This window comes from Planifilum fulgidum (assembly GCF_900113175.1).
GTDB classification, from domain to species: Bacteria; Bacillota; Bacilli; order Thermoactinomycetales; family DSM-44946; genus Planifilum; species Planifilum fulgidum.
Map to the genome: position 1 here is coordinate 78,197 of NZ_FOOK01000004.1, position 20,157 is coordinate 98,353.

Annotated in this window: 22 protein-coding genes; 17 read left to right on the top strand and 5 right to left on the bottom strand. The window is 60.8% G+C overall.

Annotated elements, in window-relative coordinates; genetic code table 11:
- The first annotated feature begins 146 nt into the window (after positions 1-146).
- The 16 genes from ribD to BM063_RS03370 all read left to right on the top strand — a co-directional run bounded on the left by ribD (position 147) and on the right by BM063_RS03370 (position 14,884).
- Entirely contained in the window at positions 147-1,277 is a 1,131-nt protein-coding gene (ribD, locus tag BM063_RS03295) for a bifunctional diaminohydroxyphosphoribosylaminopyrimidine deaminase/5-amino-6-(5-phosphoribosylamino)uracil reductase RibD (protein ID WP_425439115.1), read from the top strand.
- A complete protein-coding gene (locus BM063_RS03300) occupies positions 1,259-1,921 on the top strand; it encodes a riboflavin synthase (protein ID WP_092035900.1) in 663 nt (220 codons plus the stop codon). The genes ribD and BM063_RS03300 overlap by 19 nt, the downstream gene beginning before the upstream one ends.
- A gap of 3 nt (positions 1,922-1,924) precedes the next feature.
- A complete protein-coding gene (locus tag BM063_RS03305) occupies positions 1,925-3,124 on the top strand; it encodes a bifunctional 3,4-dihydroxy-2-butanone-4-phosphate synthase/GTP cyclohydrolase II (protein WP_092035901.1) in 1,200 nt (399 codons plus the stop codon).
- A gap of 18 nt (positions 3,125-3,142) precedes the next feature.
- Positions 3,143-3,613, top strand: coding sequence for a 6,7-dimethyl-8-ribityllumazine synthase (ribH, locus tag BM063_RS03310; protein ID WP_092035902.1), 471 nt, complete (start codon positions 3,143-3,145; stop codon positions 3,611-3,613).
- Positions 3,614-3,617: 4 nt separating this feature from the next.
- Positions 3,618-4,370: a segregation and condensation protein A gene (locus BM063_RS03315; protein ID WP_092035903.1), complete on the top strand. Its 753-nt coding sequence runs from the start codon at positions 3,618-3,620 to the stop codon at positions 4,368-4,370.
- Positions 4,367-4,996 carry an SMC-Scp complex subunit ScpB gene (gene scpB / locus BM063_RS03320; RefSeq protein WP_092035904.1) on the top strand — a complete coding sequence of 210 codons (630 nt, stop codon included), beginning with the start codon at positions 4,367-4,369 and terminating at the stop codon, positions 4,994-4,996. The genes BM063_RS03315 and scpB overlap by 4 nt, the downstream gene beginning before the upstream one ends.
- 104 nt (positions 4,997-5,100) lie before the next feature.
- Positions 5,101-5,763 (top strand): DUF2953 domain-containing protein, encoded by a 663-nt coding sequence (locus tag BM063_RS03325; protein WP_143085217.1) that lies wholly within the window; start codon positions 5,101-5,103, stop codon positions 5,761-5,763.
- Positions 5,736-6,185, top strand: a complete 450-nt coding sequence (ytfJ, locus tag BM063_RS03330) for a GerW family sporulation protein (protein WP_092035906.1) — start codon at positions 5,736-5,738, stop codon at positions 6,183-6,185. The genes BM063_RS03325 and ytfJ overlap by 28 nt, the downstream gene beginning before the upstream one ends.
- Positions 6,186-6,358: 173 nt before the next feature.
- Positions 6,359-7,498, top strand: coding sequence for a D-alanyl-D-alanine carboxypeptidase family protein (locus BM063_RS03335; protein WP_092035907.1), 1,140 nt, complete (start codon positions 6,359-6,361; stop codon positions 7,496-7,498).
- 4 nt (positions 7,499-7,502) lie between these two features.
- The gene (locus tag BM063_RS03340) at positions 7,503-8,096 is read left to right on the top strand and encodes a nucleoside recognition domain-containing protein (RefSeq protein ID WP_092035908.1); all 594 of its coding nucleotides are present in this window, start codon (positions 7,503-7,505) and stop codon (positions 8,094-8,096) included.
- A 56-nt stretch (positions 8,097-8,152) separates the two neighbouring features.
- On the top strand, positions 8,153-8,659 hold the full coding sequence (locus tag BM063_RS03345) for a spore maturation protein (protein WP_092035999.1): 507 nt from the start codon (positions 8,153-8,155) through the stop codon (positions 8,657-8,659).
- 47 nt (positions 8,660-8,706) lie between these two features.
- Positions 8,707-9,432: a pseudouridine synthase gene (locus tag BM063_RS03350; RefSeq protein WP_092035909.1), complete on the top strand. Its 726-nt coding sequence runs from the start codon at positions 8,707-8,709 to the stop codon at positions 9,430-9,432.
- 120 nt (positions 9,433-9,552) lie between these two features.
- Positions 9,553-11,157 (top strand): cytochrome c biogenesis protein ResB, encoded by a 1,605-nt coding sequence (gene resB / locus BM063_RS03355; protein WP_143085218.1) that lies wholly within the window; start codon positions 9,553-9,555, stop codon positions 11,155-11,157.
- A complete protein-coding gene (ccsA, locus tag BM063_RS03360; protein WP_092035911.1) occupies positions 11,154-12,359 on the top strand; it encodes a cytochrome c biogenesis protein CcsA in 1,206 nt (401 codons plus the stop codon). Before resB ends, ccsA begins: the two co-directional genes overlap by 4 nt.
- Positions 12,360-12,383: 24 nt before the next feature.
- Positions 12,384-13,100 carry a response regulator transcription factor gene (locus BM063_RS03365; RefSeq protein ID WP_092035912.1) on the top strand — a complete coding sequence of 239 codons (717 nt, stop codon included), beginning with the start codon at positions 12,384-12,386 and terminating at the stop codon, positions 13,098-13,100.
- Positions 13,097-14,884, top strand: coding sequence for an ATP-binding protein (locus tag BM063_RS03370; RefSeq protein ID WP_425439112.1), 1,788 nt, complete (start codon positions 13,097-13,099; stop codon positions 14,882-14,884). Before BM063_RS03365 ends, BM063_RS03370 begins: the two co-directional genes overlap by 4 nt.
- A gap of 57 nt (positions 14,885-14,941) precedes the next feature.
- Here BM063_RS03370 and BM063_RS03375 read toward each other — a convergent pair whose 3' ends face one another.
- From BM063_RS03375 to BM063_RS03390, 4 genes are all read right to left on the bottom strand, one after another.
- Positions 14,942-15,640: an SDR family oxidoreductase gene (locus tag BM063_RS03375; RefSeq protein WP_092035913.1), complete on the bottom strand. Its 699-nt coding sequence runs from the start codon at positions 15,638-15,640 to the stop codon at positions 14,942-14,944.
- A gap of 122 nt (positions 15,641-15,762) precedes the next feature.
- The gene (gene serA, locus BM063_RS03380) at positions 15,763-17,343 is read right to left on the bottom strand and encodes a phosphoglycerate dehydrogenase (RefSeq protein WP_092035914.1); all 1,581 of its coding nucleotides are present in this window, start codon (positions 17,341-17,343) and stop codon (positions 15,763-15,765) included.
- Entirely contained in the window at positions 17,336-18,487 is a 1,152-nt protein-coding gene (locus BM063_RS03385) for a pyridoxal-phosphate-dependent aminotransferase family protein (protein ID WP_092035915.1), read from the bottom strand. The genes serA and BM063_RS03385 overlap by 8 nt, the downstream gene beginning before the upstream one ends.
- A gap of 367 nt (positions 18,488-18,854) precedes the next feature.
- A complete protein-coding gene (locus BM063_RS03390) occupies positions 18,855-19,367 on the bottom strand; it encodes an inorganic diphosphatase (protein WP_092035916.1) in 513 nt (170 codons plus the stop codon).
- A gap of 179 nt (positions 19,368-19,546) precedes the next feature.
- Between BM063_RS03390 and BM063_RS03395 the strand changes: the two genes are divergently transcribed.
- The gene (locus BM063_RS03395; protein WP_218154404.1) at positions 19,547-19,861 is read left to right on the top strand and encodes a rhodanese-like domain-containing protein; all 315 of its coding nucleotides are present in this window, start codon (positions 19,547-19,549) and stop codon (positions 19,859-19,861) included.
- A 37-nt stretch (positions 19,862-19,898) separates the two neighbouring features.
- Here the strand turns inward: BM063_RS03395 and BM063_RS03400 are convergent, their stop codons facing one another.
- Positions 19,899-20,123, bottom strand: a complete 225-nt coding sequence (locus BM063_RS03400; RefSeq protein ID WP_177198956.1) for a ferredoxin — start codon at positions 20,121-20,123, stop codon at positions 19,899-19,901.
- Between the last annotated feature and the right edge of the window lie 34 nt (positions 20,124-20,157).

The following is a 20,157-nucleotide window of genomic DNA, read 5'->3' on the forward strand; positions in this document are numbered from 1 at the left end:
ACTTCGAGGCGGGCAAGGGCTTCTTTCGCATGTTTTGAACGGATCCGTATATGTTACTCCTTTCACAAACTTTCTTTTTGGCCCCGAAGCGGGCCTTTCTTTATTTGGGCGGCCTGCGGCCGAAACTTTCGCTCAAAGGAGATGCGATAAATTTGCACGAACAGTGGATGCGATTCGCCCTGCGGTTGGCCGAGACGGGCCGGGGCCAAACGTCCCCCAATCCGATGGTGGGGGCGGTTGTCGTGAAGGGGGGAAACCTCCTCGGCTTCGGCGCCCATCTCCGGGCGGGCACGCCGCATGCCGAGGTGCACGCCTTGAACATGGCCGGGCCGGAAGCGAAGGGGGCCACCCTGTATGTCACGCTGGAGCCCTGCAACCATTACGGCCGCACCCCTCCCTGCACCGAGCGGATCATCGGCGAGGGCATCCGCCGCGTGGTGGTGGCAATGGAAGATCCCGAACCCTTTGTTTCGGGCCGGGGGATTGAGCGCCTCCGCCAAGCGGGGATCGAGGTGGTCACCGGGGTTTTGGAGGACGAAGCCAGAAGGTTGAATGAGGCCTACGTGCATCACCGCCTTCACGGCCGTCCCTTTGTGACCCTGAAGACCGCCGCCACGCTGGACGGAAAGATCGCCACGCGGACCGGAGACAGCCGGTGGGTGACCGGCGAGGAAGCCCGCCGCCATGTTCACCGCCTGCGGAGGGAGCATGACGCGGTCCTGGTGGCGATCGGAACGGTCCTGGCGGACCGGCCGCGCCTGACGGTCCGGTTGCCCGAAGGGGGGAGAAACCCGCTCCGGGTGGTGCTGGACAGCCGCCTGCGCATCCCGCTGGACACGCCGGTGACCGACGTGTCGGAAGCCCCCACCTGGGTTTTCTGCACCGAGCGGCGGGATCGGGATAAGGAAAAGCGCCTTCGGGAGCGCGGGGTGGAAGTGATTGTCGCGGGCGAAGGTCCGCGGGTGGATCTCGGCGCGGTGTTCGATGTTCTGGGCAAACGCGGAATCCTCTCCGTCCTGGCGGAGGGGGGCGGCGAATTGAACGCCGCTCTTCTCGAGGGCCGGTGGGTGCAAAAGGCGGTGGCCTTCGTCGCTCCCAAATGGGCGGGAGGACGCGACGCCCCCTCCGCCGTCGGGGGGGTCGGCGTCGGCAAAATGGCCGACGCGATTGCCCTGCGGGATGTGTCGGTGGAGCGATTCGGGGAGGATGTATGCATCACCGGGTACCCGGTGTATCCGGAGGATCGGGGGTCGGAAGCATGTTCACAGGAATCGTAGAGGAAGTGGGGCGCATCCGGCGCATGAACCGCCGGGGCATGGCGATGGAATTGGAGATCGCCTGCCGCCGGGTGTTGGAAGGCGTTCGGACCGGCGACAGCATCGCCGTCAACGGGGTGTGCCTCACGGTGACCCGTTTCGGCGGCGAATCCTTTTCCGCCGACGTGATGCCGGAGACGATGAGCCGGACCAATCTGGGGGAACTGGGAATCGGATCCCCGGTCAATCTGGAACGGGCCCTGGCTGCCGGCGATCGGTTCGGCGGCCACTTTGTCCAGGGGCACGTGGATGGAACCGGCGTCATCGAGGCGCGCGTCCCCCATGAAAATGCCGTCCTGTTTCGGATCGGCGTGCCCGAGCGGCTGACGCGGTGGATGGTGGAGAAGGGGTCCGTCGCGGTGAACGGAATCAGCCTGACCCTGGTGGAAGTGGGGGCGCGGCACTTCACCGTCTCCGTGATTCCCCACACGCTGGAGGTCACCCAATTGCGGTCGGCGCAGGTGGGGGATCGGGTCAACATCGAATGCGACATGATCGCCAAATATGTCGCCAAGCTGCTGGGCCAAACGGAAAGCGGTCTGACGCTGCAAAAGCTGGCGCAGGAGGGATTCGTTCAGGCGCATTCCAGTGACGGGAGGCGGTAAAGAATGAGCGGTTTTCATACCATCGAAGAAGCGATTTACGAACTGATGCAGGGAAACATGGTCATCGTGGTTGACGACGAGGACCGGGAAAACGAAGGGGATCTGGTGGCCCTGGCGGAGAAGGCCACCCCCGAGGTGATCAATTTCATGATCACCCACGGCCGGGGGCTCGTCTGCGTGCCGATCACCGAGGAGCGCGCCCGGGAGCTGGATCTCCCGCCGATGGTTCACCACAACACCGACTACCACGGAACTGCCTTCACCGTCTCCGTGGACCACATCAGCACGACCACGGGGATCTCCGCCCACGAGAGGTCGCAGACGGTTCGCGCCCTGATCGATCCCAAGGCCCGTCCGCAGGATTTCCGCCGACCGGGACACATTTTCCCGCTGATCGCCAAGAAAGGCGGCGTCCTGAGGAGGGCGGGGCACACCGAGGCGGCCGTCGATCTGGCCCGGATGTGCGGGGCTTATCCGGCGGCGGTCATTTGCGAGATCATCCAGGAAGACGGAACGATGGCCCGGGTTCCCCAACTGATGGAGATCGCCAAGAAGCATGACCTGAAGATCATTACCATCCAAGATCTGATCCGCTATCGGAACCGGAAGGAAAAATTGGTCCGACGGGTTGCGTCGGTCCATCTTCCGACGGATTTCGGCGATTTTACGGCGATCGGTTACGCCAACGATGTGGACGACAAGGAGCACATCGCCCTGGTCAAGGGGGAGATCGATCCGGAAAAACCGGTGATGGTCCGGGTTCACTCGGAATGTTTGACCGGCGATGTGTTCGGTTCCCATCGCTGCGATTGCGGGCCGCAGCTGCACGCGGCCCTGTCCCAGATCAGCCGGGAGGGGACGGGGGTTCTCCTCTACATGCGGCAGGAGGGCAGAGGGATCGGCCTCCTCAACAAGCTGAAGGCGTACGAGCTGCAAGAGAAAGGCTTGGATACCGTCGAAGCCAATTTGAAACTGGGCTTCCGCCCGGATCTCCGGGATTACGGAATCGGGGCGCAAATTCTGAGGGATTTGGGGGTGCGCAAAATGCGCCTTTTGACCAACAACCCCCGCAAAATCGCCGGCTTGAAGGGGTACGGCCTGGAGATCGTCGAAGTGTTGCCGATCCAGATGCCGCCCAATGAGGACAATTTCCATTATCTGCGGACAAAGAAGACCAAGTTGGGACACATGCTCAACCTTTGACAGGAAAGGGGATTTTCGGTGGCGAAGGTATATGAAGGGAAATTGATCGGTCAGGGGCTCCGCTTTGGCATCGTCGTCAGCCGATTTAACGAATTCATCACCGGCAAGTTGCTGTCGGGGGCGCAGGATGCCCTCAATCGCCACGGGGTTTCCGAAGACGCGGTGGAGATCGCGTGGGTTCCGGGAGCCTTTGAAATTCCTCTCGTGGCCGACCGGATGGCCGCGTCCGGCCGCTACGACGCGGTGATTGCCCTGGGGGCGGTGATTCGGGGGGCGACGGCCCATTTCGACTACGTGGCCGGTGAAGTGGCCAAGGGGGTGTCCAGCGCCGCCCTCAAAAACGGCGTGCCGGTCATCTTCGGAGTGATCACCGTGGATACCATCGAACAGGCGATCGAGCGGGCCGGGACCAAATCGGGAAACAAGGGATGGGAGGCAGCCGTCACCGCCATCGAGATGGCCAATCTGTTGCGGGAGCTGAAGGGATAAGGGAATGGATGTCACGATCAAGCTGGAGGGCTTTGAGGGACCGCTGGATCTCCTTCTCCATCTCATCGAGCAGTCGGAGCTGGATGTCTGCGAGGTTCCCATCGCCCGCATCACGGACCAGTACATGGCGTATCTGTCGGCCATGCGGGAATGGGAACTGGAGATCGCGAGCGAGTTTTTGGTGATGGCGGCCACCCTGCTCGCGATCAAGAGCCGGATGCTTCTTCCCCGCACCGACCCGGAAGAGGCGGCGAGGCCGGATGGCGAGGAGGAGGCGGATCCCCGGGAAGAGCTGGTCGAACGGCTCTTGGAGTACAAGAAATACAAGCATTTGGCCGAAGTTCTGCGGGAATTCGAATCCCGGCGAAGCCGGGTGTACACGAGGCCGCCGGCCGATCTTTCCGCCTACGCTCCGGAAGAAAACCCCGTCGGAAACCTGACTCCCGACGACCTGTTCCAGGCCTTTGTCGAGGTGTTGTCAAGCCGCAGGAAACAGCCGCCTGTCACCCGCATCGTCCGGGAGGAGATTTCCGTCGGGGACCGCATGGAGGAATTGCTCCGGCTTCTTTCGGAAAACGGCGGGACGATCCGCTTTTCCCGCCTTCTCCACCAACGGGCCACCCGGGAGCAGATCGTCACCACCTTTCTCGCCCTGTTGGAACTGATGAAGATGAAACGGGTGGTCTGTCGCCAGGAGCAGTTGTTCGGTGAGATCATCATCATAGCCGTCGGAGAGAAGGGGGAAGGGCTTCATTGAACGAACGCGAGATGCGGGCGGTGATCGAAGGCCTCCTGTTCGCCGCGGGGGATGAAGGGCTTCATCCGCGGGAACTGGCGGAAATTCTCGAAGTGGATGTTCACACGGTGCTGGACACGGTTCGGAGGATGCAGGAGGATTGGAAGAAAGAGGGGAGGGGGCTGCAGATCGTGGAAGTGGCCCAGGTGTTTCAGCTGACCACCTTGCCGGAGTTTGCCCCCTATTTCGAGCGAATGGCCCGCACCCCCAACCGGTCCCAACTGAGCCGGGCGGCGCTGGAGACCTTGGCCATCATCGCTTACCGCCAGCCGATCACCCGGGCGGAAATCGAGGAGATCCGCGGAGTGAAATGCGACAAGACGATCCAGTCCCTGCAGCGGAAGGGATTGGTGAAGGAGGTGGGACGGGCGGATGGGGTGGGGCGCCCCATTCTGTACGGAACGACGAAGGAATTTCTGGAGTATTTTGGTTTAAAACGCATCGAGGAACTGCCGGTGCCCGACACCTTGTTTGACTGGATGGAATGGGAGGAAAAACGGAGGGATCTCTATCTTCGGTTGGGCGTGGAGCCGAAGGAAAGGGACGAGTCGGAGAAAGCGGCCGCCTTTGCCGAAGGCGGGAAGTGAGCCTAAAAAAGCGCCTTTCCGGAACTGTGGGAAAGGCGGCTTTTTTTGTTGCATGATCCGGCCTGCCTTTGCCCAAAATATTTCTGAATCGGAAGGTGTTGGGCATGCAGGTGCTCGGATGGATTTTTTTCACACTGCTTTTCCTGTTGCTCCTCATCCCCTTTACCACATTGTCGATCCGGTTTCAGTACCGCAGGGAAGGGGACGACGATGAGCTGGGAGTGACCGTTCGCTGGATCGGGGGACTGGTTCGCTTTCACTATTCCGTTCCCCTGATAAAGAGGGAGGATGAGGGCCTTGCCGTCCGCCAAAAGTTGCAAACCGGAAAAGGGAAAACCCTCACGGGCAAGAGGCGGAGGATCACTTTGGAGACGGTGGGTCGGTATCAAAGGCGTTTTCAATCCCTCAAGAGGCGCGTGCGCGATCTCAACGACACGATTCGCCTTTTTTTGAGACATGTCACCTGCGAGCGGCTGGAATGGGCCACCACCATCGGAACGGGTGACGCCGCCGAAACGGGAGTGCTCACGGGAATGGCCTGGGCGATCAAGACGGCGCTCGTCCAAGCGGTGGGAAGGCATGTGCGGTGGGCGCGTCCCCCCGCTCTGGATGTTCGCCCGTCCTTCGGGGAAAGACGCCTTCAATCCCATCTGCTCTGCATAGTCCGGTTTCGCTTGGGGCATCTTATACTTGCCGTCACTCGCCTGTATTTAAATATGCGCAAAGGGAGTGAGGGGACATGGCGGAACACCCCCTTCAGGGCCTGATGACCACGGCGATGGAAAATCTGAAAGAGATGGTGGACGTAAATACGATCGTCGGGGATCCGGTGGAAACCCCGGACGGCAGCATCATCATTCCCATCTCCCGCGTCGGCTTCGGTTTTGCCGCCGGGGGGACCGATTTTACGCTGGACGGTCCGGACAGGCGGAAGGGACAGACGGATGAAGAGAAGCATGGCAGGGAGAAGGGGACCGAGTTTCCCTTCGGCGGGGGAAGCGGGGGAGGGGTTTCAATCACGCCGGTGGCTTTCCTCGTGGTGGGTGAAAAGGGAATCCGCCTGCTCAACCTGGACGGACAGACCCACCTCCTCGACCGTTTGATCGATTTTGCCCCGGGATTGATGGAGCGGCTGCAGGGGGCCGTCCGCGGACGGAAGCGTTCGGAAGAGCCGCGCATGGACATTTGAGGCTTTGCACGTACGGATCCAAGGGGAGGACCGATTCCCCCACGGCGGAGGAACATCGGTCCGTTTTTGCTTTTCGGCTGATCCGTCCCGTCGGTGGACGGTTTTTTTGTTTTTCATAACCGGACTGGCCCGGCATATACATGTACAAAGTACAGGCTGGGGTGGAGGATGGAATGCGTCTCACATCGATTCGCTGGATGATCGTCCTGATCCTGGTTATGACATCGGCGGTCCCTGCGGCGTCGGCGGCCGCCCCTCCCGGCCCGGAGGTGAGCGCCCGGTCGGCGGCCCTGTTGGACGCCGACTCGGGGCGGTTGTTGTATGAGAAGGATGCCCGCCGCCGCATGTCCATTGCCAGCGTGACCAAGATCATGACCGCGATTGTGGCCATCGAACACGGAAATCTGTCCGAGAAGGTGACGGTCTCTTCGCGGGCGGAGGGGGTGGAGGGATCCTCCATTTATCTTCAGGCGGGCGAGCGGATCCCCCTCGAGCATCTGTTGTACGGACTGATGCTCCGGTCCGGCAACGATGCGGCGGTGGCGATCGCCGAACATGTGGGCGGATCGGTGGAGGGCTTTGTCTATATGATGAATGAAAAGGCGGAATATCTGGGCTTGTCCGACACCCATTTCGCCAATCCCCACGGCTTGGATCATCCGGACCATTATTCGACGGCGGCCGATTTGGCCCGGCTGGCCGCCTACGCCATGAAAAATCCCGTGTTTCGGGAAATCGTGTCGACGGAAGTGAAGACCGTTCCCTGGCCGGGGGAGAAGTGGCACCGCAAATGGTACAACAAAAACAAGATGCTCCGCTTTTACCGGTGGGCGGACGGGGTGAAGACCGGTTACACCAAAAAGGCGGGGCGGACACTGGTCTCCTCGGCGACCCGGGACGGGCGGCGCCTGATCTGCGTCACTCTGAACGCGCCGGACGACTGGAATGATTCCATGCGTTTGTTTGAGTTCGGATTCCAAACGTTCTCCCCCGTTCGGTTGGTGGAAAAGGGGCAAGCCTTCGATTACGCCCGCAAGGCGGATGAGGAGGGTCGCCTGCTTCAGGCGGCGGCGGCAGCGGATTTCGTCTATCCGCTGAGTGAAGACGAACGGCAGCAGATCCGCCTGGAGCCGGTGGTGACGCATCCGCTGGACCGGGTGGGAGAGGAAGGGAAGCGGGTGGGTAATGTGCGCATCTATCTGGGGGATGAATTGATCGGGACGGTGCCCCTTTTGACGCGGTACGGGGAAGAGCCTTCGGTATGGCGCCTCTGGCCTTCCGTGTTGCAGTATGTTTTCGGCAGAGGGGGTTGAGTTTTTGGTCAATCACATCTGGTTGTGGATGATCTTGAGCGGCGTCGTGGCCGCGGCAGCCCAGGGCCGGGTGGATCTGGTGACCCGGGCGGCGCTTGCGGGGGCGAAGGAAGCGGTGGCGGTCTGCATCGGTTTGATCAGTGTGCTCGTCTTTTGGATGGGGATGATGCGGATCGCCCAGGATGCCGGTCTGCTGGAGAAACTGGCCCGAATGCTTCGCCCCGTGGTCCGTTTTTTGTTTCCGTCCGTCCCGCCGAATCACCCGGCCATGGGGTATATCCTGAGCAACATCAGCGCCAATCTGTTCGGACTGGGCAATGCGGCAACCCCCATGGGCATCAAGGCGATGGAGGAACTGAAGAAGATGAATCCCGATTCCAAAACGGCCTCCCCGGCGATGTGCACGCTGCTCGCCCTGAACACCTCCGGCTTCACCTTGATTCCCACGACCATCATCGGGCTCAGGATGAAGTACGGATCGGCGGATCCGGCGGAGATTATCGGGACCACGCTCCTGGCCACCCTGTGCTCCACCCTGGTGGCCATCCTGCTTGACCGCTGGTTCCGGGCCAGGTATTTTCGGGGCCGGGCGGAATGAAGGACCCTCGGGAGGGGTGAAGATCCTTGGAGTGGATCAACTGGATTTCCAAGCTGATGATACCGGCAATCATTGTCTTCATCCCTCTTTACGCCGCCTATTTTCGCAAGGTCCCGGTTTATGAGAGTTTCGTCGAGGGGGCGAAGGAGGGCTTTCCCACCGCGGTCCAGATCATTCCCCACTTGGTGGGGATGATGGTGGCCGTCTCCATCTTCCGGGAAACGGGGGCGATGCAGTTTTATCTGCAGCTGTTTCAGCCGATCCTTTCTTTGATCCGGTTCCCCGAAGAAGCATTTCCCCTGGCCCTGCTCCGCCCCATCTCAGGCGCCGGATCCCTGGCCTTTGTGGAGAGCGTTTTCCGCGCCCACGGCCCCGATTCATACCTGGGCAGGCTGGTGTCGACGATGCAGGGGAGCACCGACACCACCCTGTACGTGCTGACGGTGTATTTCGGCGCGGTGGGAATCCGCCGCTCCCTGTATGCGGTGAAGGTGGGACTCCTGGCCGATTTGGCCGGCTTTCTGGCATCCTGGATAATCGTGACGATGGTCTTCGGCGGCTGATTTGTCATCCCCGCCCGGATGGGCTAAGATGGGGATGAGGTGAGAGGATGGAACGGCTGCAAAAGGTCATCGCCCGGGCGGGAGTCGCTTCCCGCCGGAAGAGCGAGGAGTTGATCCTCAAGGGGCAGGTGAAGGTGAACGGGGAGACGGTCACCACGCTGGGCGTGAAGGTGGACCCGCTCCGGGACCGGATCGAAGTCCGGGGGAAGCCGATCCGTTTGCCGCGGATGCGGCTTTTTGCCTTTTACAAGCCCCGGGGGGTGATCACCAGCATGTCCGATCCCCAGGGGAGACCGGTGGTGGCCGATTATTTCCGGGCCATCCCCGAGCGGGTGTATCCGGTGGGCAGGCTGGATAGGGACACCGAAGGGCTGCTGCTCGTCACCAATGACGGGGAGCTGGCCAATCTCCTGATGCATCCCCGGTACGGGGTGGAAAAGTGCTATCGCGCCACCGTCCAGGGGGATCCCTCCGAAGAGGCGCTGGAGCGGCTGAGGCGGGGGGTCCGGCTGGAGGACGGCCTTACGGCCCCCGCCCAGGTGCGCCGGATTCGGCGGGGAAAGGAGCGCACCGTCCTGGAGCTCGTCATCCGCGAAGGTCGGAATCGGATCGTCCGCCGGATGTGCGAGGCGGTGGGCCATCCGGTCCTCCATTTGATCCGGACGCGTTTGGCCTTTATCACCCTCAAGGGCCTTTCGCCGGGGACGTACCGGGAGCTCACCCGGGAGGAGATAAAACGCCTCCGTTCATCTTTCAAACAATCTTCAAAATGATTTTTTGGTCTCTTCCCTCCCCTGCGATATAATGGATCGTAAAGGCGCCTTTTTGCCAAAATGTCCCGGCGGGAGAGGGCCGGGGCATGACGGCGCCGCAGGCAGCGGGGGGTGGAAGCGGTGGAGAACATAAAATGCGAGTGCGGGCACACCAATCCCTTCGGAACGGTATTGTGCGAGTCCTGCGGCAAGCCCCTCGATGAAAAAGACGGACAAGAAACCCAGTCGCTGGACATGCGCTACGAGGGCGCGGCCCGGCGCTCCCAGACGCGGAACCGCGCGCTGTTCGACAAGATCTGGAGTTTCTTCTCTTCGGTCAAGGTGGCGGTCGTGCTCATTCTGCTCACCTTGGCGGTTTCCATTTTAGGGACGATTCTTCCCCAGGAGCAGTACATCCCCTCGGCCCGTCCCGACGTGTATTATCCGCAGCAGTACGGGGTGGTGGGGGAGATTTATTATAAACTGGGCTTGTCCGATCTGTATTCTTCCTGGCCCTTTCGCCTGCTGATCGGCCTGATCGGGGTCTCCCTGGTGGTCTGCAGCCTGGACCGGGTGGTCCCCCTGTACCGGGCTTTGAAGAATCAGCGGGTGGTGAAGGATCCCGTCTTTCTCACGCGGCAGCGGATCCATGCCCGCAAGGAGATGACGGAGCAGGAAGGAACCGCCCTGATGGACCTGCTGGCGGAAAGGCTGTCCCGGAAGCGGTATCAGGTCCGGCGGGAAGGGGCGGCCCTGCTGGCGGAAAAGGGGCGATTCAGCCGCTGGGGGCCCTACATCAACCACGTGGGATTGATCATTTTTTTGATCGGGATTCTTTTGCTCAGGGTCCCGGGTTTTTACCTGAACGAGTTTGTGTTCGTCCGGGAAGGGGAAACCAAGCGCGTTCCCCAGACTCCCTATTATGTCAAAAACGAGGCGGCCTCCGTCGTGTTTTACGATCCGGAGGAATTGCCGAAGGATGCGGCCGGAAGCGGTCAGCCGGTCGTCAAGCAGTACGAGACAAAGGCGGTGCTGCTAGCGAAGGATCCCGAAACCGGAGAGTTGAAGCCGGTTCACCGCCAGACGATCCGGGTGAATCACCCGCTCAAGTATCAGGATGTGGAGCTGTTCCAATCCGACTTTCAAACCAAATTGAAGGGACTCGTTCTGTCCGTCCGGGACAAAAAGACGGGGAAAACCGTCGGCAGTTTCACGGTGGATCTCAACAAGCCGAAATTCCGCGAGCCCTATCGGTTGCCCGGGGGCGCCGAAGTGCGCATTTTGGAGTATTTCCCGGATTTCGCAATGGAAGAGAACCGCCCGATCACCCTTTCGGAGGAGCCCAACCGGCCGGCCTTCGTGTTTGAGCTTGTAACACCCGAGCTGAAAAAGCCGGAAAAATCCTGGGTGATCGCCGGCACGAACATGGATGAGGTTCAAAAGGAGAACCGCTACAAAATCGAACTGGAAAAAATCCAGACCGTCAACCAATCGGGACTGATCGTCCGCCAGCAGAAGGGGACGCCGATCATTTTTGCCGGCGCGGTGATTTTTGTGATCGGTTTGGCCATCGGGTTCTACTGGCAGCACCGGAGGGTTTGGATTCGCTGGAAGGAGGGCATCTTGTATCTAGGTGCCCATACCAACAAGAACTGGTTCGGGTTCAGGCGAGAGCTGGAGCAGGCCGCAGAGGGGACGGATCTTCGGCTTGTTTTTCCGACCAGCGGTAGGAGGGAAAACGGATGAATGCATGGATGGAGAACTTGCTCCTTCTCACCTTCGTCGCGTATGGGCTGGCCTCCATCGCCTTTGTCGTCGCGGTGGTCGGGAGGAAGCGGAGAAGCGGAGAGGAAAACCACGTCCGCCGGTGGGGAAGGGCCGGGATCGTGCTGACTATCGCCGGCGCCGCCGTTCAGGTGATGTTCATCATCAGCCGCTTTCTCATGGGCGGCCGTTCCATCGCCGCCAGCATGTTCGAATTTACCGCATTTTTGGCCTTTGCCCTCGTCTTGGCATTTATTTTGATCTACTATCTCTACCGCACCCCCGCCCTGGGGGCCTTCGTCCTCCCGCTGGCGGTGGTCCTACTGGCTTACGCCTCCGTTTTCCCGAAGGAAGTGCGTCCGTTGATTCCCGCCCTGCAGAGCTATTGGCTGCACATTCACGTGACGCTGGCGGCCCTCGGGGAAGGGGCCTTCGCCGTCGGATTCATCGCCGGTCTGATTTACCTGATCCGGGTCGTGGGAACCCGGCGCCAATCGGCCCATGCGCGCTTTTTGGAGCTGACGCTGGTTTTGGTGGTGTTGTTTGTCGGCTATATTCTCGTGAGTTTCCTCTTTGCCGGCCTCGGTTATGAGGCGGCCATCCAACACACGGTAAACGGCGAAACCATCCTGCAGGAGTATTCCCTCCCGCCCCTGATCGGTCCGGCTGGGGGGGAAGTGGTGAAGATGGATCCCTTCCTGGGCTTGGACCGTCCCCTGTTTGAAGCACCCTCCTGGTTGAAGGGGGAGAAGGCGGCGAGCAAGGCGAATACGATCTTCTGGTCGATCATCGCCGGGCTCATCCTGTACAGCCTGTTCCGGGCGCTGGCCCGAAAGCGGATCTGCGAAAGCCTCCATCCCCTGGTGAAGAATCTCGATCCGGAGTTGGTGGACGAAATCGCCTACCGGGCCATTGCCATCGGTTTCCCGATCTTCACCCTGGGAGGGCTGATCTTCGCGTCGATCTGGGCCCATTACGCCTGGGGCCGCTTCTGGGGCTGGGATCCGAAGGAAGTGTGGGCCCTGATCACCTGGCTCTTTTACAGCGCCTATCTGCATTTGCGCCTGTCCCGGGGGTGGCTCGGGCTGAAGTCGTCCTGGATGGCCGTGGGAGGTTTTGTGATTCTCATGTTTAATCTGATCGCCATCAACCTGGTGTTTGCAGGTCTTCATTCTTACGCATAAAAGGATTTCCGGTGAGGTGAGACCATGGACAGGGAGAAGCGAATCCTGGTCGTGGACGACGAGGACCAGATCCGCAGGCTGCTTCGCATGTATCTGGAGCGGGAGGGCTTTCAGATCGAAGAGGCGGAAGACGGGGAGAAGGCTCTGCGCATGGCCCTTTCCCAGGACTACGATCTGATTATTCTCGACTTGATGCTTCCGGGGATGGACGGCTTGGATGTGTGCAGGAAGATCCGCGAAAAGAAGGCCACCCCGATCATCATGCTGACCGCCCGGGGAGAAGAGGTGAACCGGGTGGAGGGGTTTGAGGTGGGCACCGACGATTATGTGGTGAAACCCTTCAGCCCCCGGGAGCTGGTTCACCGGGTGAAGGCGGTGCTTCGCCGCTCCTCGGCGACCGCCTTTTTGACCACCGACACCGAGACCCGGGATGTGATCGTCTTTCCCAATCTGGTCATCGATCACGACGCCCATGAGGTGCGGGCCGACGGGAAAAAGGTGGCGCTGACGCCGAAGGAGTATGAGTTGCTCCTTTATCTGGCCCGTTCTCCCTCCAAGGTGTTCACCCGTGAAGAACTGCTCCGGGATGTTTGGCATTACGAGTTTTTCGGCGATCTCCGCACCGTCGACACTCACATCAAGCGGCTCCGGGAAAAGCTGAACAAGGCTTCCCCAGCCGCCGCGGCGATGATCACCACGGTGTGGGGCGTAGGCTATAAGCTTGAGGTGCCGAAGGAGTGATTTGGCGAAGCGTTGTCGGCAAATTGTGGCTGACAATCATCGGCCTTGTCACCCTCGTTCTGATGCTGCTCAGCCTGATCCTCAGCGAACAGCTGGAGCGGACGGTGAATCAGGGAGAGCAGAAGTATCTGCTCAACCTGGCCCGTCACATCCAGGAATCCCTTCAGGATGAGGAGAAACCCGATTCCGAGTACGTGTCCGCCCTGTTGCGGGCCACCGAACTGTTTGACGTGCATTCGATCATCCTCGGTCCGGACAAGTCCGCCCGTTCGCTGAACGGCTCGCCGGGCTCGCCGGAGATTCCGTGGCAGGCCATTTTGAAGGAAACGGAAATCGAGCGGGTTTTTCAGGGGAAAGAGGTGGTTCTGCGGGGACGGGTGCAGGTGGGGAAGAATCAGCATGCCTTCCCCCTTTTCAAGGACGAAATTCTGCTGGTGGCGGTTCCGCTGAAGTCGGACGGCAACGTGACGGGCGCCGTCGTCCTCTATCGGGAGCACGATCAGTTGACGGAGACGGACATCAAGCGGTGGATCATCTATTCCGCCTTAATCAGCATCTTTTTGACGACGATTTTCGCCTTCTTCCTTTCCACCCGCATCACCCAGCCCCTCATCCAGATGAAGCGGGCGGCGGAAAAGATGGCCCAGGGCCACTTTTCGATCCGGCTCCCCGTCCGTCAGCGCGAAAGGGATGAGATCGGCGATCTGGCCATCAGCTTCAACCGGATGGCGGAACAGCTTCACGAGTCGATGGAGGCGCTTTCCCACGAGAAGGAACAGCTGGCCAGCATTTTGCGCAGCATGGTGGACGGGGTGATCACGATGGACGCCGAAGGGAAAATCATCGTGGTCAATCCGCCGGCGGAGCGGCTGCTCGCCTCCTGGTCCGACGAGGAGGAAGAAAGGGAAAGCCTGCCGCCTCCCCTCCGGGAAATCTTCCAGACGGTGGTGAAGGATGAAAGGGATCACGCCGCGGATATCACCCTTCACGGCCGCACGTGGGCCGTGGTGATGGCGCCCCTTTACGCCGGGGACCAGGTGAGGGGAGCGGTGGCCGTTCTCCGGGATGTGACGGAGGAACGCCGATTGGATAAGCTCAGGAAGGACTTTGTGGCCAACGTCTCCCACGAATTGCGGACTCCCCTTTCCATGCTTCAGGGATACAGCGAAGCGCTGCTGGACGATATCGCCCAGTCTCCCGAGATGCGCAAGGAGCTGGCCCGGGTGATTCACGACGAAACCCTGCGGATGGGCCGGTTGGTGAGGGATTTGCTGGATTTGGCCAAAATGGAGTCGGGGCACATCGAGATCGAACGGACCCGGGTGAACGTTCCTGCGCTGCTCCAGCGGGTGGTCCGCAAGTTCCAGGGGATTGCCGGGGAGCAAAAGGTGCGTTTGCAGTGGGAGGTACATCCCGATGTGCCGGAGGTCTTTTGGGATGAGGACAAGGTGGAGCAGGTGTTGACCAACCTGGTGGACAATGCCATCCGTCACACCCCCGAAGGAGGGGAGGTTTGTCTCAAGGCCGCCCCGAGCAACGGCAGGAAGGTGTCGCTGACGGTGCGGGATACGGGAAGCGGCATTCCCGAGGAGGATCTTCCCTTTATCTTCGAGCGCTTTTACAAGGCGGACAAGGCGCGGACCCGGGGGCAGTCGGGAACCGGACTGGGGCTTGCGATCGTCAAACACTTGGTGGATGCCCACGGCGGAACGGTTTCCGTGGAAAGCCGCCTGGGAGAAGGCACCACCTTCACGGTGAAGCTGCCTGTGGGCGGCGGGGAATAGGGCGCATGGAAAAACCGGATGCCTTTTCGGCATCCGGTTTTTCGCACCCGATGAGAGTCATTTTTGCATTTCCGGCGGAACCTGGGGGCGCATGATGATCTGGTTGTAGATGACCCCGCGCGGTGCGGAAATCATCTGCCAGACGGTTTCCGCCACCTGTTCCGGTTTCAGGGCGTAGGGTTTGGGGTCGCCGAATTCCGTCAAGATGGATCCGGGGCAGAGGGTGGAGACCCGCACTTCGTGGGGTTTCAGTTCCTGGGTCAACACTTCCGACAGGGCCATCAGCCCGAATTTGGAGGCGCAATAACCGCCTCCGCCGGGGAAGGTGACGGTTCCGGCAACGCTGGAAATGTTGACGATGTGCCCCTTTTGCCGGATGAGGTGGGGGATGGCGTATTTGCAGGCGAGAAAGGCCCCTTTCAGATTGACGGCCATCATCTGATCCCAATCTTCTTCGGACAGCTCATGCACCTTGCCGAAGCGGCCCAGTCCGGCGTTGTTCACCAGGATGTCGATCCGGCCGAATCGCCGGAGGGTTTCGTCGATCAGATGTTTGACCTGCCGGCTTTGGGTGACGTCGCAGGGGATCGGGAAAATCCGGTCGGGATCCGCCTTCGCCACCTCCTTCAGCTTGTCTTCGCTGCGGGCGCAGGCGACGACCCGGATTCCGCCGGCGGCGAAGCGGCGGGTGATGGCGGCTCCCAATCCTTTGCTGGCTCCCGTCACGATGGCCACGCGTTCGTCTGTTGCGTCCATCCCAGACCCTCCCTTCCTTTGATGAGCCGGTTCACCCGTGCATCAAGCATCTTAGCACGCGGGGAGGGCTTTCGTCCAGCGCAACAGGAGCGCGGTGGAAGCCGCACCGCGCCCCTGTTGCGCTACAGGTCGATTTCCTGGACGGTTTCAATGTTTTCCAGCCGGGCAAGGCTTTGTCGGATTTCGGGAGGAACCGGCTTGTCCACCGAAAGCATCATGATCGCCTGTCCTCCCACATCCCGCCGCCCCACTTGCATGGTGGCGATGTTGATGCCGTGTTTTCCCAGCAGGGTGCCCACCCGCCCGATGGCCCCGGGCTGGTCCCGGTGTTGGATCAGGAGCAGGTGTCCCCGGGGAAGCACATCGATGGAATAACCGTCGATGTTTATGATGCGGGCCCCCAATCCGTTCAGCAGCGTGCCGGAAACGGTGCGCCGCCTGCGGTCGGTGACCACTTCGACGGTGATCAGGTTGGTGAATCCCCTGAGGTCGGAAACCTTCTGTTCCGTCACCCGGATTCCCCGTTCCTTGGCCAGGAAAGTGGCGTTCACGTAGTTGACGTCGGACAGATAAGTGGACAGGGCGCCCTTGAGAATGGTCCGGGTCAAGGGGGCCGTGTCGAGGCCGGTCAGCTCCCCGGAATAGGTGACGGTGACGGAGCAGAGGGCGCCTTGCGTCGCCTGCAGGGCGAACCGACCCAAATTTTCGGCCAGGGATTGGTAGGGTCTCAGCTTCTCCTGGAGCTCCGCCGGGATGGAGGGCAGGTTGACCGCGTTTTTGAAGGGTTCGCCCCGCAGAATGTGGAGGATCTCCACGCAGACATCGACGGCCACGTTTTCCTGGGCTTCCCGGGTGGAGGCTCCCAAATGGGGAGTGGCGATCACCTGGGGCAGCCGAAGGAGCGGATGGTCCCCCGGCGGCTCCGTTTCGAAGACGTCGAGGGCGGCTCCCGCCACCTTGCCGGATTGGATCGCCTCAAGGAGCGCTCCTTCGTCGATGATGCCGCCCCGGGCGCAGTTCAGGATTCGGACCCCCGGCTTCATTTTTTCGAAGGCCCGGCTGTCGATCAGATGGCGCGTCTCCTTGGTGAGCGGGGTGTGGACGGTGATGAAGTCGGAGGTTTGGATCACTTCGTCCAAGGAGGCCTGCCGAATCCCGATTTTTTCCGCCCGGTCCGGCGTCAGGTAGGGATCGTAGGCGAGCACATCCATGTGGAAGGCCTTGGCCCGTTTGGCCACTTCCGTTCCGATTCTTCCCAGGCCGATGATTCCCAGCCGTTTGTCCCTCAGCTCGACGCCGACAAACCGTTTGCGGTCCCACTCGCCCCGGATGAGGGACTGGTAGGCTTGGGGGATGTTCCGGGCGAGGGCGATCAACATGGCGAAGGTGTGTTCCGCGGTGGAGATGGTGTTGCCGTCGGGGGCGTTGATCACGATGATTCCCTTCCCGGTGGCCGCGTCGACGTCGATGTTGTCCACTCCGACGCCCGCCCGGCCGATCGCCTTCAACCGTTTGGCGGCTTGGATCACCTCCGCCGTCACCTGAGTCTGGCTGCGGACCAGGAGGGCGTCGGCATCCTCGATTTCCTTAAGCAGCGCTTCCGGCGCAAGATCCGTCTTTTCCACGATTTGGACATCTTCGGCCCGCCGGAGGATGTCGATGCCCTGCGGGCTCAAGGGATCGGTGATCAGCACTTTAAACACGGCTCCACACCTCCTCTGCGGCCGCGACGGCGGCACCCCAACGGACCGGTTTCCCCAGGCGGTGCAGGGCGGTTTCCGTGGCGGAAAGGAGGGTCAGGACGTCCAGGGGATCGCAATAACCCATGTGGCCGATCCGGAAGATCTTTCCTTTCAGATGCTGCTGGCCGCTGGCCACCACCACGCCGATCCGGCGCAGTTCTTTCTGGAGGGCGGTCGCATCGATGGTCTCTGTTCCCCGGACGGCGGTCACCGTGGGGGAGGCGACGGCGTCCTCGGCGAGGAGCGGCAGCCCCAGGGCCCGGATTCCCGCGCGGGTCATTTCCATCATCAGCCGGTGGCGGGCGAAGACGTTTTCAAGGCCCTCTTCGTCCAGCATGTCCAGGGCGGCCTCCAGCCCGAACAGGTGGGCGATCGCCGGCGTGAAGGGGGTGGTTTCTTTCTCCAACTGCTCTTGGTAAGCCTGGAGATCCAGGTAGAAGCGGGGGGCCTCCGCCTGACGGATGACTTTCCGGGCCCGGGGGCCGACGGCGACAAAGGCCAGGCCGGGAGGAAGCATCAACGCCTTTTGCGATCCGGTGACGAAAATGTCGATGCCCCAGGCGTCCATCTCGCAGGGGACTCCTCCCACGCTGCTGACGCCGTCGACGATGACCAGGGCGTCGCTGTGTTCCCTGACGATTTGGGCCAGATCCCGGACGGGATTGAGCACGCCGGTGGAGGTTTCACAATGGGTGAGGAAGACGGCCTTCACCCGCGGGCGACTGAGCAGGAAGGATTTCAGCGCGTCGGGGGAGCAGGCCTCTCCCCAGGGAATGTCCAGGCGGTGCACCCGGGCTCCGAAGCGGTCGGCGATCTTGGCAAAGCGGTCGCCGAAGGCGCCGGTCACCACCACCACCGCTTCCTCCCCCGGAGCCACGGTGTTGGCGACGGCGGCCTCCAGGGCGGAGGTGCCGCTGCCCGCTATGATCAACACGTTTTCCCGCGTGCCGAAGACCGATTGAAGTCGCTGGCTGCACTTTTGAACGAGCCGGCTGCATTCGGCGCTGCGATGGCCGATCATCGGCCGGTTCATGGCGTGTTGCACCCGGAGCGGAACGGGTGTCGGCCCGGGAATGCGCAGATGAAATTTTTCTTCGAAGGGCATCGTTTCTCTCCCTCCCCAGGATGTTTTATGTGAAAAGACCTCTCGTCGCACACCTACGGCAGGGTAGGTGAGGGACGAGAGGTCTCGTGGTGCCACCCTCAATTCGTCGCGGACTCGCGTCGGCGACCTCGGCGGGTCGATGACCCTGGGGGTAACGGTTCCACCGATCCGACCTACTGACCCTTGCAAGGAGGCGTTCAGCCGGACACTCCGGAGGGCTCCGCGTCAGCCGAACCACCGGTTTTCACCGACCACCGGCTCTCTGCAGGTCCGTTCTGACACTTGGCTCCATCATCGCTTTCCCGTATTGCTCGGTCAAAGTTTGATAAATACTCTAGCACGGGTTTCCGCCTGTGTCAACAATTTTTTAACGGACCTGGGCGTTGGCGTGCGCAGCCTCGTACCGCTTGACGCAGTCCCGGTACAGCTCTTGAGCGAATCGGGCGTCTTTCCATCCCTTGATGACGGTTTTCTTGTTTTCCAGGTCTTTGTATACCTGGAAGAAGTGTTCGATCTCCTTGAGCACGTGGGGAGCGACATCCTCCAGGGCTTTCACCTGATCCCAGCGCGGGTCGTCCACCGGGACGGCCAGGAGTTTTTCATCCTCTCCTTTGTCATCGGCCATCAGCAACACGCCGATGACGCGGGAGCGGATGACACACCCGGGGAAGGTGGGGAAGGTGGTCAGCACGAGGATGTCCAGGGGATCCCCGTCTTCGGCCAGGGTGCCTTCCAGGTAGCCGTATTCGGTGGGGTAATGCATCGGGGAATACAACACCCGATCCAGGCGGAAAACTCCCGCTTCCTTGTCGTATTCATATTTGTTTTGGCTTCCAGCCGGAATTTCGATGAACGCATCGACGATCAACGGTTGTTCCATCGGCCATCCTCCTCCTTTGCTGCATCATGAATTTGAAGGTGGAGTTGACAAAAACCGGATTTTCCGGCCTGATTTTTTTGCCAACAATAACATTCTAGTCTCTTTTTTCAAGCGAAGCAAACGGTTTGTGCCGAGGGCTGTGGTACAATGTTATCAGCAATTGGGGGAGGGGGCAAAGCGTGGAGATTCCCTGCATTTCCGCAGAAGACTTTGCAGAAAAATACCGGTCCGGAGCGCTGAAGGACGCGACGCTGCTGGATGTGCGGGAGTGGGAGGAATGGCAGGTGGACCGGTTGGAGGGGGCGGTTTTCTTTCCCTTGTCCTGTTTTCCTCCGCCGCCGGGGCGGTTGAATCCGGAAAAGCCCATTTACGTGTATTGCGCCCACGGGGTTCGCAGCGTCCACGCGGCGGATCTGCTGCTCCGGCTGGGTTATCCGCGGGTGATCCATGTGGAGGGCGGTTTGGCCCGGGTGCGGCTTTTGCTGGAAAAATAAAAAGCCGCCCGAGGGGCTCGAGCAGCTTATCCGTTCATCACTCTTCCACTTTGATCGATTCCGTCGGACAACCCTCTTGGGCGTCCCTCACATCGTCCCAAAACTCTTCCGGGACGTCCGCCGTTCCCGTGTTGTCATCCAGGATGACGTAGGCGATCCCGTCTTCATCGTAGTCGAACACATCCGGTGCGGTTGCGCCGCAAGCTCCGCAAGCGATGCATGTATCTTGATCTACCCACGTGCGCATGGCTAAGCCTCCCATTGTAAATTGCTGCGATGCCACACCTCATTGTAGA

Bases quoted from the DNA above. Each gene is read 5' to 3' on its own strand.
- BM063_RS03375 (WP_092035913.1), bottom strand. From the start codon at position 15,640: ATGGACGCAACAGACGAACGCGTGGCCATCGTGACGGGAGCCAGCAAA.
- BM063_RS03365 (WP_092035912.1), top strand. From the start codon at position 12,384: ATGGACAGGGAGAAGCGAATCCTGGTCGTGGACGACGAGGACCAGATC.
- BM063_RS03305 (WP_092035901.1), top strand. From the start codon at position 1,925: ATGAGCGGTTTTCATACCATCGAAGAAGCGATTTACGAACTGATGCAG.
- BM063_RS03350 (WP_092035909.1), top strand. From the start codon at position 8,707: ATGGAACGGCTGCAAAAGGTCATCGCCCGGGCGGGAGTCGCTTCCCGC.
- ccsA (WP_092035911.1), top strand. From the start codon at position 11,154: ATGAATGCATGGATGGAGAACTTGCTCCTTCTCACCTTCGTCGCGTAT.
- BM063_RS03335 (WP_092035907.1), top strand. From the start codon at position 6,359: ATGCGTCTCACATCGATTCGCTGGATGATCGTCCTGATCCTGGTTATG.
- BM063_RS03385 (WP_092035915.1), bottom strand. From the start codon at position 18,487: ATGCCCTTCGAAGAAAAATTTCATCTGCGCATTCCCGGGCCGACACCC.
- BM063_RS03400 (WP_177198956.1), bottom strand. From the start codon at position 20,123: ATGGGAGGCTTAGCCATGCGCACGTGGGTAGATCAAGATACATGCATC.
- BM063_RS03315 (WP_092035903.1), top strand. From the start codon at position 3,618: ATGGATGTCACGATCAAGCTGGAGGGCTTTGAGGGACCGCTGGATCTC.
- BM063_RS03345 (WP_092035999.1), top strand. From the start codon at position 8,153: ATGATACCGGCAATCATTGTCTTCATCCCTCTTTACGCCGCCTATTTT.
- BM063_RS03325 (WP_143085217.1), top strand. From the start codon at position 5,101: ATGCAGGTGCTCGGATGGATTTTTTTCACACTGCTTTTCCTGTTGCTC.
- ytfJ (WP_092035906.1), top strand. From the start codon at position 5,736: ATGGCGGAACACCCCCTTCAGGGCCTGATGACCACGGCGATGGAAAAT.
- BM063_RS03300 (WP_092035900.1), top strand. From the start codon at position 1,259: ATGTTCACAGGAATCGTAGAGGAAGTGGGGCGCATCCGGCGCATGAAC.
- BM063_RS03390 (WP_092035916.1), bottom strand. From the start codon at position 19,367: ATGGAACAACCGTTGATCGTCGATGCGTTCATCGAAATTCCGGCTGGA.